Origin of the sequence: Pantoea sp. Fr+CA_20 (assembly GCF_024520835.1) — a bacterium.
Taxonomy (GTDB): domain Bacteria; phylum Pseudomonadota; class Gammaproteobacteria; order Enterobacterales; family Enterobacteriaceae; genus Pantoea; species Pantoea allii.
Genome location: NZ_JALNPN010000001.1, coordinates 221,759 through 233,728 on the forward strand (window position 1 = coordinate 221,759; position 11,970 = coordinate 233,728).

General features: G+C 56.0%; 16 protein-coding genes. 12 read left to right on the forward strand and 4 right to left on the reverse strand.

The window, feature by feature from the left end; genetic code table 11:
* Positions 1-17: 17 nt before the first annotated feature.
* Entirely contained in the window at positions 18-1,028 is a 1,011-nt protein-coding gene (locus NR177_RS00975) for an IS110 family transposase (RefSeq protein WP_256852102.1), read from the reverse strand.
* A 126-nt stretch (positions 1,029-1,154) separates the two neighbouring features.
* On the opposite strand from NR177_RS00975, the gene NR177_RS00980 reads away from it, so the two are divergent.
* Positions 1,155-1,991: a DMT family transporter gene (locus NR177_RS00980; protein ID WP_256852103.1), complete on the forward strand. Its 837-nt coding sequence runs from the start codon at positions 1,155-1,157 to the stop codon at positions 1,989-1,991.
* A 254-nt stretch (positions 1,992-2,245) separates the two neighbouring features.
* Here the strand turns inward: NR177_RS00980 and NR177_RS00985 are convergent, their stop codons facing one another.
* Genes NR177_RS00985 through NR177_RS00995 form a run of 3 tightly spaced genes read right to left on the reverse strand, consistent with a single transcriptional unit; the run spans position 2,246 to position 3,555 of the window.
* Positions 2,246-2,758 (reverse strand): GNAT family N-acetyltransferase, encoded by a 513-nt coding sequence (locus NR177_RS00985; protein WP_064353001.1) that lies wholly within the window; start codon positions 2,756-2,758, stop codon positions 2,246-2,248.
* A gap of 34 nt (positions 2,759-2,792) precedes the next feature.
* Positions 2,793-3,107 (reverse strand): DUF1493 family protein, encoded by a 315-nt coding sequence (locus NR177_RS00990; protein WP_256852104.1) that lies wholly within the window; start codon positions 3,105-3,107, stop codon positions 2,793-2,795.
* A 4-nt stretch (positions 3,108-3,111) separates the two neighbouring features.
* A complete protein-coding gene (locus tag NR177_RS00995; RefSeq protein WP_256852105.1) occupies positions 3,112-3,555 on the reverse strand; it encodes an STM2901 family protein in 444 nt (147 codons plus the stop codon).
* A gap of 173 nt (positions 3,556-3,728) precedes the next feature.
* On the opposite strand from NR177_RS00995, the gene NR177_RS01000 reads away from it, so the two are divergent.
* From NR177_RS01000 to NR177_RS01050, 11 genes are read left to right on the forward strand one after another with little or no spacing between them, the layout of a single operon-like run.
* Positions 3,729-4,046: an RAQPRD family integrative conjugative element protein gene (locus NR177_RS01000; RefSeq protein ID WP_064353002.1), complete on the forward strand. Its 318-nt coding sequence runs from the start codon at positions 3,729-3,731 to the stop codon at positions 4,044-4,046.
* On the forward strand, positions 4,043-4,282 hold the full coding sequence (locus NR177_RS01005) for a TIGR03758 family integrating conjugative element protein (RefSeq protein WP_105080699.1): 240 nt from the start codon (positions 4,043-4,045) through the stop codon (positions 4,280-4,282). Before NR177_RS01000 ends, NR177_RS01005 begins: the two co-directional genes overlap by 4 nt.
* A gap of 12 nt (positions 4,283-4,294) precedes the next feature.
* Positions 4,295-4,657 carry a TIGR03745 family integrating conjugative element membrane protein gene (locus NR177_RS01010; RefSeq protein WP_064353004.1) on the forward strand — a complete coding sequence of 121 codons (363 nt, stop codon included), beginning with the start codon at positions 4,295-4,297 and terminating at the stop codon, positions 4,655-4,657.
* 9 nt (positions 4,658-4,666) lie between these two features.
* Entirely contained in the window at positions 4,667-5,041 is a 375-nt protein-coding gene (locus NR177_RS01015) for a TIGR03750 family conjugal transfer protein (protein ID WP_256852106.1), read from the forward strand.
* Complete coding sequence (locus NR177_RS01020; protein ID WP_256852107.1) at positions 5,038-5,697, forward strand: PFL_4703 family integrating conjugative element protein; 660 nt, start codon at positions 5,038-5,040, stop codon at positions 5,695-5,697. Before NR177_RS01015 ends, NR177_RS01020 begins: the two co-directional genes overlap by 4 nt.
* Positions 5,697-6,584 (forward strand): TIGR03749 family integrating conjugative element protein, encoded by an 888-nt coding sequence (locus tag NR177_RS01025; protein ID WP_256852108.1) that lies wholly within the window; start codon positions 5,697-5,699, stop codon positions 6,582-6,584. The genes NR177_RS01020 and NR177_RS01025 overlap by 1 nt, the downstream gene beginning before the upstream one ends.
* Positions 6,581-8,104 (forward strand): TIGR03752 family integrating conjugative element protein, encoded by a 1,524-nt coding sequence (locus NR177_RS01030; RefSeq protein ID WP_256852109.1) that lies wholly within the window; start codon positions 6,581-6,583, stop codon positions 8,102-8,104. The genes NR177_RS01025 and NR177_RS01030 overlap by 4 nt, the downstream gene beginning before the upstream one ends.
* Positions 8,104-8,331, forward strand: a complete 228-nt coding sequence (locus NR177_RS01035) for a hypothetical protein (protein ID WP_256852110.1) — start codon at positions 8,104-8,106, stop codon at positions 8,329-8,331. Before NR177_RS01030 ends, NR177_RS01035 begins: the two co-directional genes overlap by 1 nt.
* Positions 8,318-8,734 carry a TIGR03751 family conjugal transfer lipoprotein gene (locus NR177_RS01040; RefSeq protein ID WP_022622207.1) on the forward strand — a complete coding sequence of 139 codons (417 nt, stop codon included), beginning with the start codon at positions 8,318-8,320 and terminating at the stop codon, positions 8,732-8,734. The genes NR177_RS01035 and NR177_RS01040 overlap by 14 nt, the downstream gene beginning before the upstream one ends.
* Entirely contained in the window at positions 8,735-11,539 is a 2,805-nt protein-coding gene (locus NR177_RS01045) for a conjugative transfer ATPase (protein ID WP_256852111.1), read from the forward strand.
* Positions 11,540-11,550: 11 nt separating this feature from the next.
* Positions 11,551-11,955 carry a hypothetical protein gene (locus NR177_RS01050; RefSeq protein WP_256852112.1) on the forward strand — a complete coding sequence of 135 codons (405 nt, stop codon included), beginning with the start codon at positions 11,551-11,553 and terminating at the stop codon, positions 11,953-11,955.
* Positions 11,956-11,970 lie beyond the last annotated feature (15 nt).

Genomic DNA, 11,970 nt, shown 5'->3' on the forward strand with positions numbered 1-11,970 from the left:
TTTCGTAATGAAAGTACTCAGTTATGAGCAGCTTCCTTTCGATAGGGCCTGCCGTGCGCCAGCACAGCCCATATAATTCGTGCCATTTTGTTGGCCAGCGCTACGGAGACGACGTTTATCGGACGCCGCTTCAGCAGGTCTGTGACCCAAGGACCCGGCTCACGGGCATTCTGTATGACGCTGTGAGCGCCGTTGACCAGCAGTTTTCGCAGGTACTTGTCGCCTCGCTTACTAATCCCCAGTAACTGGATCTTCCCGCCCGTTCCGGTCTGTCTCGGAACGAGCCCCACCCAGGAAGCAAACTCCCGGCCTGAACGAAAGGTGTCCGCATCCCCCATTGAGGCAACCGCAGCGGTGGCGGTCAGTAGCCCTACTCCGGGGATTTCGCTTATAGCTTTTACGCCGGGATCGTTTTTGCTCAGTTCGCGTATCCGTCTTTCGACGTCCGTAATACGAGTGTCAGTTCGTTTCACTTCACCCAGCTGTTCGCGCAGACTGTCTATGAGCACAGCCGGTAACCGTCCAGACAGGCGGGCAAGTATCTCGGGGACGTTTCTGACGAGGCTGGCATGTCCCTTTCGCATCACTTCACCGTATTCCGCGAGTAAACCATGCAGGGCATTGGTCTGCATCAACCGGAACTTCATCAGCTGTGAGCGTATCCGGTGCAGTGCCAGCATGGCCTGCTGCTGCTCGGTTTTTATCGCCACCGCTTTGCCGGGTTGTTGCACCGCCCGCCAGATAGCCTGCGCGTCAGCAGTATCATTCTTGTTACGGATATTGAAGGCCTTGACGAACTCGCCCGGCATAAGCTTGACCGTATGACCGAGACTGGTTAACTTCCTTGCCCAGTGATGTGCACCACCGCAGGCTTCCATTCCGATAATACAGGACGGACGATTGGTGAAAAATTCGAGAAATTTCTCTCTCTTGATGGCTTTATTAAATATCTCACCTGTGTTTTTATCCACGTAATGGACCTGCATCACGTTCTTGGCAATATCGATACCAACTGACATAGGTTTCATTTTTGATTACTCCATATGATTTAGTTGACGGGTTGATTTTACAGGCAGAACCATCTCGTGGACTAGCAGCACTGTCCTGTCATGTTGGAGTCATGGACTTATCAAATTTTTTGAGTGAGGGCTTTAATGGCATATTTTCGCTCCGTAATGAACGTTATATGTTCGGCTTTAATGTTCGCTCTGGCTGGGGTAATAGTTAAATTCGTATCAGCTGATATGGATACTCTGTCACTGGTATTCTGGCGAAATCTTTTTAGCTTTATATGTGTAGCGATGGTGGGGATTTTCTCAGGTAAATTCAGTTTTAAATCTGAGAGAAAAGGCACGCACGCGTTAAGGTCACTTTTTACATTTTTCGCACTGCTAACTTATTTTTTTGCTGTTAAAAATACTGAATTAAGCACCGCAGTCTTACTTCAGCAGACCTCACCTGTATTTGTTCCGATTATAGCGCTTCTGGTACTCAGGAAATTTCCAGATCGCTTCGTTTGGATAGGGACAATCGTTGGTTTCATCGGGGTAGCGTTGACGAGTGGCGTGGGCACACATAGTCTCAATACAGGTGATCTGGCTGGGATCATTTCAGGCATAATGGGTGGGGCAGCCACGATCACTATCTGGCTAATGTCAGAAACGGAATCTCCATATCGACAAATGCTTTTTTTCTCACTATTCACTCTTCTTTTTTCGTTGGTGTTAATTCCTTGGGTATGGCATTCATTCGATTTATCAACAATTCCATATTTAATGTTGCTGGGTATTGTTACAACTTTAGCGCAATATTTTCTTTCAGTTGCATGTTCTTATGCGCCTACCGATAAAATAGTGTCCTGGACTTACCTGTCAGTAGTGTTCGCCGCGTTTTTTGGATATTTTGGATGGAATGAGAAATTAACCGTGAGCATGATTTTTGGAATGATAATGATAGTTATTGGCGCACAGATAACGCTAAAACGAGCCTGACTAACTGGACTCGTTAACTGTTCTGCTACGCGCAGACTAAGTCTGTAGTCAATAACCGAGACAGAACCCTCCCGGATCGATGCGCACTAATACCTGGCCCGAGATGTGGCAGTAGGCCTTCATCGCAACGCTACCGCCCCACCAATTTGGGGAGGGAGGCGCTCATTACATTATCTGTGATGTGTGTGGTTACGGGAATATGCCCGAAGGGCCTGCGCTGCTGCAGGCTTTTTTTTTAAGGCCTGTAAGGGGATTCAGAGTTTCTTGCCCAGAACATGCACCGTGACATTTTGGGTGGCAGTGTTATAGAAATTATCCCTGATAAACGTCATACCCTGTCTTTCATAAAATCTACGTGCACGGGTATTTTCTTTAAGCACCTCAAGCCAAAGATAGTTACTCCCTCTTTCTTTGGCCATCTCAGCCACTTCATCAAATATGAGTTGACCGTAGTTTTTCCCGGTTGCGCCTTCTGATAGATAGAGTTTTTTCAGAAGAGTGCCTTGTAAGGGTGTCCCGGGAATACTGCATCGCCACATGACTTTAACAAATCCGATCGGAGCCGACGTCTCGATTACATACCAGCCTGCTGAAGGGTCAGCAAGGCTGCTTTCGATGACCTGTGCCGAATACTCCTGCTTAAGGAACTCGTCCAGCTCCTCGCTGTGGGTCCAGTACTGCTTAAAATGATGGGTGTATGTACTGACACCCAGCTCACTCAGGAGCGAAACATCACACTGTCTTGCTTCGCGCAGAATTAATGTCATTCATTTATCCCGGACTTAAATGTCATCGTTTCGTTCAGGGGAAAAGCCAGCAGCCGGCTTCAGCAGACTCAATCAGCATTCTGACGGTCAGAGGTGCAGGTTCATGATGGTCGGTACGCATGAATTTAGGCAGGATTGCATTAGGCATAAAGCGTATCCCCTCGTTAGGAAAGTATTTCCTGAACTCAAAATGGGTCATGTCGACGCCAAACTTCTCTGCATACTCTTCGATGAAATCAGCGGCCTCTTCAGGGAGTACCATCTGATTCCCTGTGCTCAGTGAGACATCATCTGCCATTTCCCAGAAGTATTTCTTAAGCAGGTTTCTGACCTGAACTGAAGTTTCCATGCGCTTAGTCCTTTTCACCCGTTATCAGTCGGTAGCGATGTATGACGTTATTCGTAATGATGTAGATGTCACGGGCCGTAATAACGGCACCTACCCACGGCACCCAGCGTCCAATGTAGGCGCCCACACTCGTCGTGTAAGCCCATTTGCCCCGCATCATGCTACTGAGCGTCAGCGTTCGGCGGCGTTTAGCGAATCGTTTTTTGATGAGTTTGCGCATTACCATCGAGAGAGGACTGGTGCCGGTCGTGGCCGTTTTCGTATCCAGTTTTCCTGAGACAGGAATAAATGGCAGGCTGGCCAGCATTGAGGCAACGGCCAGAATATCCGTTATGCCACTGAAGGTTTTGGTGAATTCGTCAAGAATCAGCCACATCAGCAACTCTTCTTTATCCACACTCATGCCGTCAAAGTAATACTTTCCGTCCAGCTGTTCGGTCGTGTCCATGTGACATCAGCTCCGTCTGTAAATGCATTGTGTATTTAATCATCGCCCAACCGGCGCGGTTTCTGCCAGAAACAATCTGCTTTTATTTTCAGAAATCCATAAAGATTTTACTGCTGTCCGGCGGGCGCGGTTGCGTCACTCTCATTGTCAACTGTTACCCGGGAGAGCCGTACATGCGCTGTTTACCCCCTTTCATTGCATTCCTTGCTTGCGTCATGCCCGCCATGGCGTGTCATGCCTCCGAAAAGGATGAGCTCGCGCTCGTTATGCGCCAGCTGGATCAGGTTCAGGCGGGCCTTGACCGCGCCCGCGTGGTGGCGAACCAGAATCAGGATGCACGCTTTTATTTCGATTATCAGCAGGCGACCCGCGATATCGCCACCATGAAACAGGGTATTTCCACCTACCTCGAACCGTCCCGGGCGCAGCCCAACACCGGCTCAGCGTCGGTGACCGGACAGTACCGGGCACAGGAGCCAGCGTGGCGATGAACGGCGCACAGACCTCCGGCTGGGCGGCAGGCACCGGCGGCAGCCTCACCCCCTCACAGCTGAATATCCTTATCCTGAGCACGCTCGCCATCGTCATCCTTCTCTTCTCGGCCTGGGCCATCGTGCAGGGCTACCGGGGATGGGCGTCAAGAGCTATCACACTCAGGCAATTCAATGAGCTGGTTATCCGTCTGGTTCTCCTGTACCTGCTGACCCTGTTTTTCTTCTTTAACTGAAAGGACACCACCATGAAACTCCGATTTATCAGGCTCTGTCGTGCCGCACGGGTACGCGTCACGCTGCTGACTCTTACACTGGCTGCCGGTCATGCCCGGGCAGGCCTGCCTCCCGTTGTGCAGCCGAACGGTGGAGGTGGCGGTGGCGGAACCTATAACACCGTCATGGCCTACGTAAAAATGGCGGCGCTTGGTCTGGGTCTTCTGGTGTGCGTTGGCGCCTTTCTGGCTGTCGCACACGCCGTCATTACTTCGTTTCACGATGTCCGTAAAGGCAAAGGCACCTGGACCGAATTTGTTCTTTACTGCGTCGTGGGCATCATCCTCATCCTCGTGGTGATTTATCTCGCAACCCAGGCAGCAGACATTCTCTGAGGAGCAGTGATGGCCGTTATCGACTTTCTCCCCGACCGGCTCAATTACCCGCCCGTGGTGTACCGGGGATTTACCGCCGGCGAGTTTCTGCTGGCGGCAGGTACGGGCAGCCTGGTGGGCATTCCACTGGGCGTACCGCTGTGCCTGGTGCCCCACGTCGGCTGGCTGGCGTTCCCGACATGCATGTTGCTGATGCCGATTCTGACTGTGTTTTTCGGCGGGAGCTGGATTGCTGCCTACAAGCGCGGCAAGCCTGAGAACTATATCTGGCAAAGGCTGGAGCAAATCCGCTGCCAGTTGGGCCTGTCGCGCTCGATGATTCTGGCCAGCCGCGCCTGGGAACTGCAGCGCACGTCAGTACGCACTATCAGGAGGTCCGCATGAGCCGGTTTCGTAACGGTATCACGGCGCGTGATAACCACATCTTTTCCCTGCGGATTGCCTGCGTGCTGCTGTTTGCGGGCATGCTGGTCACCTCAGTCGGCTGGATGCGTTCGCCCTCGGACATGACCATCCATATTCCCCCCGACCTGCGCTCGGGCAGCACGCAGAAATGGTGGGTGATTCCGCCCTCAACGGTGTACGCCTTTGCGTTCTATATCTTCCAGCAGCTCAACGCCTGGCCGACCAACGGTGAGGTGGATTATGCGGCGAAGATTGCCCAGCTCAGCCCTTACCTGACGCCGTCATGCCAGGATTTTCTGAACAGGGACTATGAGTTTCGTAAAAACAGCGGCGAGCTCAAGGACCGCGTGCGAGTGGTGTATGAAATTCCCCGTCGCGGCTACAGCGACAGCAGCGTTGACATCCTGAGTGACGATCGCTGGGTGGTCCGGCTCGACCTGATAGCTGACGAGTATTACCACGCCGAGAAGGTCAAGCGGGCGCTTGTCCGCTATCCCCTCAAGGTCGTGCGCTGGGAAGGTGATCCTGCGCGCAACCCGTTTGGCATGGCGCTTGACTGCTATGCCTCCACGCCGCAGCAGCTCGAAGCCATGCCGCAGGTGGAGCCAGAGAAAAAAACAGGAGTCTTCCAGTGATGAAACGTCCACTGATACTGCTGTGTCTGATGCTGGTCTCAGGCCTGACGCAGGCGGTTGAGCTCATGAAGTGGGAGCGAATTCCGCTGCAGATACCGCTCACCGTCGGTCAGGAGCGCATCGTGTTTGTGAATAAAAACGTGCGCGTGGGCTTCCCGCCGTCGCTCAACGGCAAGGTGCGCATCCAGAGCACCGGCGGCGCAGTGTACTTCGATGCCAGAGAGGCTTTTCCGGTGACGCGCATTGAGCTGCAGAGCAAGGAAAACGGCGAAGTCATCCTCCTTGATGTCAGCGCCGTGCCCGGCAAGGTGACCCGTGAACCCGTAAAGCTGGTTTATGACGGTGAAGTGGCCACAGCAACGGCCAGTGACAGACAGTCGGTGAGCGGCGATGCCGGCAGCGGCAGTAAAGGTACATCTCCGGCGCCTGAAAGTAACACTGCGCCTGCCCGCAAAGCACCAAAACTCAGCGCACCGCTGCCGGTGGTGCTGACCCGCTATGCCGCACAGAGCCTTTACGGGCCGGTCCGCACAGTAGAGCCGGTGCCGGGCATCAGCCCCGTATCGCTGAAGCTGCCCTCGTCCATTACCACGCTGATGCCCGGCGAGCCCGTGTCGGTCACGCCTATGGCGGCCTGGAGCCTGCTGGGCGACAGCGTGGTGGCGCTGCAGGTGCGTAACCGCTCAGCAGACAAAGTCGTCCTCGATCCTCGTGAGCTGCAGGGCCAGTTCGAGACGGCAACCTTTCAGCACCGCTGGCTGGGCCGTGCCGGCACGCCGGAGGACACAACGGTCGTGTACCTGGTGATACAGGGACGCCCTGAAGGTGCGTTTATCGCTGAACCCGTCTCCGTCATACCCAAACCGGCGCGGAGGGCGATGAAATGAGCCAGCCCGGCACAAACCTGATAGTCAAAATTGCGGTGCCGGTGGTGCTGACCGTCGCCATCGTCGTGGGCGTCAAATCCTGCTCGGATTCAAAGAACAAAACGACGTCGACGCAAAAATCCACCAATGCAGCGCTTAAAGACCTGTCGCCTGATGATCTCAAGGCGCTGGGCGTTGAAGGCGACACGCCGCAGGACACCCTGCGCACGATAGTGGGCAACTTTCGCCGCGTTCAGGACCGCCTCGATACGCTCGCCGGCGATAACAAGAAGCTGAATGAGGAAAACGCGGAGCTGAAAAAGACCAACAGCAACGTGGATGCACAAATTAACGAGGCAGTGGCCAACGCCCGGGCTGACGAGGCTGACAAGCGTGCAAAGCTCAGCGCACAGGTCTCCGACCTCAGTTCGCAGGTCGGTCAGATGCTTGAGCAGCTTAAAAACAAAAATGCCGCAACGCCTGACAAAAGCAGCTCACCCGGCAGCGACATTCCGATTGGTCTGGGCTATGACAACGGCACCAGTGGCAGCGTCACGATGTCATCCCCCGCCTCAGACGGTCTGCAGTGGGTCGAACCCAAAGACGGTATCCCGGTGGATGCCAGCGGCAAACCCGTAAATGACAGCAATAAAAACAGCGCGACCGGCTTCTCGTTTGCCTCGTCATTCGGTGAAGCGGGTGACGCCGGTAAGCAGGCCGGCGCAGCGGTTTCCACAGCCGTAAGTCAGGCCGTGCCGGATGCGGTGAAACCCGTCGATCCGGTGTTTACTCTGCCGGAGAACTCCACGCTGGTCGGCAGCCGCGCCATGACGGCACTGCTTGGCCGCATTCCCATAGACGGCAAAGTGACCGATCCGTACCCGTTCAAGGTTATGTTAGGCAAAGACAACCTGACGGCCAACGGCATCGAGCTGCCGGACGTTCAGGGCGCCATCGTGTCCGGTACGGCGACCGGTGACTGGACGCTATCCTGCGTGCGCGGGTCCATTACCAGCATCACGTTTGTGTTCGCGGACGGCACGGTGCGCACGCTGCCGTCGCCGGACAGTCAGAACGCCAGCGGTAACAATCAGAATTCACAGAACAGCAGCGGAAACGGCAATAACAGTATCGGCTGGCTGTCGGATGACAACGGCATTCCCTGCATCTCAGGCACCCGTAAAAGCAACGCCTCTACCTATCTGCCGACTATCAGCCTGCTGGCCGGCGCTGCCGCTGCCGGCGATGCCCTTTCACAGAACCAGATGACGGGCCAGACCAACGCCATGGGCGGCGTGACGCAGACCCTGACCGGTGATGCGGGACAGGCCGTGCTGGGTAAATCGCTGTCCGGAAGCATGAAAGAAACCGTGGACTGGGTAAAACAGCGTTATGGCCAGACGTTTGACGCGATATACGTGCCGCCGGGTCAGACCGTGGCGCTGCACATTACCCGCCAGCTGGCGATCGACTATGAAGAAAAAGGCCGCAGGGTGAAGTATGACTTCAGCCTTGCAGGCTCAGGCACGGGGATGGATTGATGAAAAATGAATTAACAACCAGTAATTTAAGTGATTATGTGCGGGCCTGTGAGGTCGGGCATCTGGCTGAAAGTGCTGGTCCCGTGGGCAATCCGGCGGCGGTGATGCAAAGGCTGATGAGGCTTGAGTGTGAAACAGTCGTGCGAACTGCAGACGGTAAATTCCGGCGTCTCGCCTCCCTTTATCATGAACAGTCAGCCCCGGAGGTGCCGGATGCGTCAGTGTAAACATCTGGCGGCGCTGGCACTGGCTGGTTTGACCGCGCTGATGCTCAGCGGCTGCAGCACTTCCAAAGATGAAATGCTGCCCCCCGGTGACAGCACCATGCTGGAGCTCTGGAACAACGGCGCATCCACCACACACGCCACCGCTGAAAGCCGCACCACGCTGCGCCGGCCCGTCTCCGACAGTGAGCGCACGATCGGCCAGCAGACCCGGGACAGCTACAGTCGCACCCAGGAAAATGAAATTCAGCAGACGTTTCCGCGCCTGCCCAATCCCGACATGGTGATGTATGTGTTCCCGCATCTGGCCGACGGCAATACGCCGGTGCCGGGCTACAGCACTGTGTTCCCGTTTTACAGCCAGGTACAGTACGCGCTGCCCGGCGAACGCACGGAGGCGCTGTAAATGGTCTTTCGTCTTTTTCGCCGCAGCGGTGAAGCGCAGACTGAACATCAGCACGGTCACGGGCCGTTCTCGGTTGAGGGCCATGAGCCGATCACCCGTGACGGCCGGCTGACGCATGCCGATGAATCAGGTCTGTATGCCACCGGTCCCTCCATTATCGACCACGTTCCCTGGGGGGAATACCTTCCCGAACACCAGTGCATCCTGCTCGATGATGGCGTTTCCGTCGGAGCAGTTTATGAGATCAATCCGGTCGGCACCGAAGGCCGTCCCGAATCGCGCCTGGAAGAAATCCGTGACGTGGTTGAAAATGCGTTGCAGGACAGCATTCCTGAACTGGACTCACACCAGTGGGTGGTACAGTTCTTCTGTCAGGACGATTCGGATCTGTCGGCGTATATGGATTCCATCCGGGGCTACGTCAGACCCCGGGCACAGGGAACGGCTTTCACCGAGGCCTGGCTGAACGAACAGGAGCGGCATCTGAAGAACGTGGCCGCTGAAAAAGGCCTGTTTGTGGATGAAACCGTGACCGGTGCACCCTGGCGCGGGCAGATCCGTCGCACGCGTATGGTGGTTTACCGCTGGGTGGAAAAGCCTTACCGCGACCCGATGGCGCCGGAAGTTTTACTGAATCAGGTCTGCGACCGTCTGACCTCGGCAATGAGCGGTGCCGGCATTCGTTCCGTGCGCCAGAACGGTGAGCAGATACACAGCTGGCTGCTGCGATGGTTCAATCCGGCCCCCCAGTGGACAGACAAGGCCACGCTTTACCGCTGTGCCCGACACCGCGATGACGCGCCCGGGGACCTTCCTCTGCTCAATGACTTCAGCGAAAGCCTGTGGTTCACCCGCCCCCGCAGCGATGCGGACAAGGGCATATGGTGGTTTGATAACGTCGCGCACAAAGCGGTGCCGGTCGCCCGACTTCGTAACCGCCCGCAGACAGGACACCTCACCGGCGAGGTAAAGCGCGGTGACAACATCAACGCCATTATGGATCTGCTGCCGGAAGGCACCGTGCTGGCCATGACGCTGGTTGTGCAGCCTCAGGACAAACTGGAGGCGAATTTTGCCAGCCTGAGCCGCAACTCGATGGGAGAGAACGTCGATTCGCTGCGTGCGCGTGAAGATGCCGCCACAGCCCGCACGTTCCTGGGTAACAAGCACAAGCTTTACCGGGCGGCCATTACCCTGCTCATAAAGGGTCAGGACGAGGAAGCCCTGAGCAAACGCTACCTTGACCTCAGCAGTAAGCTGCTGAACTGCGGGCTGGAGCCGGTTAATCCGGAACACGATATCGGCCCGCTCAGCACCTACATGCGGGCGCTGCCGATGTGCTTTAACCCGCAGCTTGACCGCCACAACTGGTACACGCGCCTGATGTTTGTTCAGCACTTTGCCTGCCTGTCGCCGGTTTACGGGCGTGACACCGGCACCGGCCATCACGGTCTCACCTTTTTTAACCGGGGCGGCGGTCCGCTGTCTGTCGACCCGCTGAATAAAGAGGATCGCACCCAGAACGCGCACCTGTTGCTGTTTGGCCCGACCGGTGCCGGCAAGTCAGCCACGGCGGTCGACAAGCTGTCTCAGATGGTGGCCATCTATCGATCACGTATTTTCCTGATTGAGGCGGGGAACAGCTTTGGCCTCTACGGTGACTACTGTGCGTCGCTGGGCCTCAGCGTACATCGCGTCAGCATCAAGCCCGGCAAGGTCGTGTCGCTGGCACCCTTTGGTGACTCGCACCTGTTACTGGATGTGAAGCCCGAAGCGTTGATCATCAGTGAGGAAGATCTGCCGGATACTGATGCAGACGATGAGGATGATGAAGACGGTGAGCGTGACGTTCTGGGGGAGATGGAGATTGCTGCCCGCCTGATGATTACCGGCGGTGAAGCCTCGGAAGAGTCCAGAATGACGCGTGCCGACCGTGGCATGATCCGCGAAGCCATCATGAATGCCGCCCGTAAGGCTTATGCTGAGTCCCGCCAGATGCTGCCCGAGGACCTGATGTTCTCGCTGCAGGACATTGCTCATGACATCAGCCTGGGCGAGGACGGCCGCGAGAAACGCACGCCGGCCCGTCGCGCACGCGCCGAGGAAATGTCAGAGGCGCTGCGCATGTTTACGGAAGGCTTTGAGGGCGAACTGTTCAACCGCCCGGGCACCCCCTGGCCGGAGGCCGACGTCACGATCGTGGACCTGGGGCAGCTGGCCCGCGAAGGTTACGAGGCTCAGATGGCCGTGGCGGTTATTTCCTTGCTGAACACCATCAACAATATCGCCGAGCGCGATCAGTATCTTGACCGTGACATCATCGTGCCCATTGATGAGGGGCATATTGTCACCACCAACCCACTGCTGGGACCCTATGCCACCAAAATCGCCAAAATGTGGCGAAAGCTGGGCACCTGGCTGTGGATTTTTACCCAGAACCTCGCCGACTTCCCCGACACGTCGAAAAAGATGCTGAACATGGCCGAATGGTGGATTTGTCTGGTTATGCCGCCTGAAGAGGTTGAGCAGATTGCCCGCTTCAAGACGCTTAATGATGAGCAAAAGGCGATGCTGCTCTCCGCCACTAAACTGCCGCGCAAATACACCGAGGGGGTCATTCTCTCGCGTAAGGTGCAGGCGCTGTTTCGGGCTGTACCGCCGAGCCTCTTCCTGGCGCTGGGCATGACGGAAAAAGAAGAAAAAGCAGAGCGCCGGGCCATTATGAATGAATTTAAATGCTCGGAACTTGAGGCCGTTTACCATGTTGCACGTCGCCTTGACGAGAGCCGTGGTCTTATTCACTGACAGGGGATTGTATGAAAAAACTGACCATGGCGCCGCCACAGGTTGTCCAGGACAAGGCTTTGCTCGCCACTGTCATTTTTACCGTCCCGCCGCAGGGGCAGGCATCGGTCGGTGAGACGGATAACCGTGCCATCGTGCAGCTCCGGGAGGAGATAGGTCAGCGCCTTGAGCATCCCCTGCTGGTATCGGTCTATCCGCATCGCGTCGGGCGCCGCAGCTGCACGGCCGTGCATCTTTCCGGTGCCAATAACAGGGCGCTGGACATTCTCATCACCGTCACGGGTAATACGTTATGGCCAACCGAGGGGGATTACAGAACCGGCATCCGCTGGAATATCTGTGTGCCAGATGCGACCGATATGCTGTGGGTGCTGAAGGAGATAGACCGGGCGACAGAAGCTGAGATGTGTCATTAAACCGGCCCTCCGTTA

Coding starts and splice junctions, on each gene's coding strand:
- NR177_RS00975 (WP_256852102.1), bottom strand. CDS start 1,028: ATGAAACCTATGTCAGTTGGTATCGATATTGCCAAGAACGTGATGCAG.
- NR177_RS00980 (WP_256852103.1), top strand. CDS start 1,155: ATGGCATATTTTCGCTCCGTAATGAACGTTATATGTTCGGCTTTAATG.
- NR177_RS00985 (WP_064353001.1), bottom strand. CDS start 2,758: ATGACATTAATTCTGCGCGAAGCAAGACAGTGTGATGTTTCGCTCCTG.
- NR177_RS00990 (WP_256852104.1), bottom strand. CDS start 3,107: ATGGAAACTTCAGTTCAGGTCAGAAACCTGCTTAAGAAATACTTCTGG.
- NR177_RS00995 (WP_256852105.1), bottom strand. CDS start 3,555: ATGGACACGACCGAACAGCTGGACGGAAAGTATTACTTTGACGGCATG.
- NR177_RS01000 (WP_064353002.1), top strand. CDS start 3,729: ATGCGCTGTTTACCCCCTTTCATTGCATTCCTTGCTTGCGTCATGCCC.
- NR177_RS01005 (WP_105080699.1), top strand. CDS start 4,043: ATGAACGGCGCACAGACCTCCGGCTGGGCGGCAGGCACCGGCGGCAGC.
- NR177_RS01010 (WP_064353004.1), top strand. CDS start 4,295: ATGAAACTCCGATTTATCAGGCTCTGTCGTGCCGCACGGGTACGCGTC.
- NR177_RS01015 (WP_256852106.1), top strand. CDS start 4,667: ATGGCCGTTATCGACTTTCTCCCCGACCGGCTCAATTACCCGCCCGTG.
- NR177_RS01020 (WP_256852107.1), top strand. CDS start 5,038: ATGAGCCGGTTTCGTAACGGTATCACGGCGCGTGATAACCACATCTTT.
- NR177_RS01025 (WP_256852108.1), top strand. CDS start 5,697: ATGAAACGTCCACTGATACTGCTGTGTCTGATGCTGGTCTCAGGCCTG.
- NR177_RS01030 (WP_256852109.1), top strand. CDS start 6,581: ATGAGCCAGCCCGGCACAAACCTGATAGTCAAAATTGCGGTGCCGGTG.
- NR177_RS01035 (WP_256852110.1), top strand. CDS start 8,104: ATGAAAAATGAATTAACAACCAGTAATTTAAGTGATTATGTGCGGGCC.
- NR177_RS01040 (WP_022622207.1), top strand. CDS start 8,318: ATGCGTCAGTGTAAACATCTGGCGGCGCTGGCACTGGCTGGTTTGACC.
- NR177_RS01045 (WP_256852111.1), top strand. CDS start 8,735: ATGGTCTTTCGTCTTTTTCGCCGCAGCGGTGAAGCGCAGACTGAACAT.
- NR177_RS01050 (WP_256852112.1), top strand. CDS start 11,551: ATGAAAAAACTGACCATGGCGCCGCCACAGGTTGTCCAGGACAAGGCT.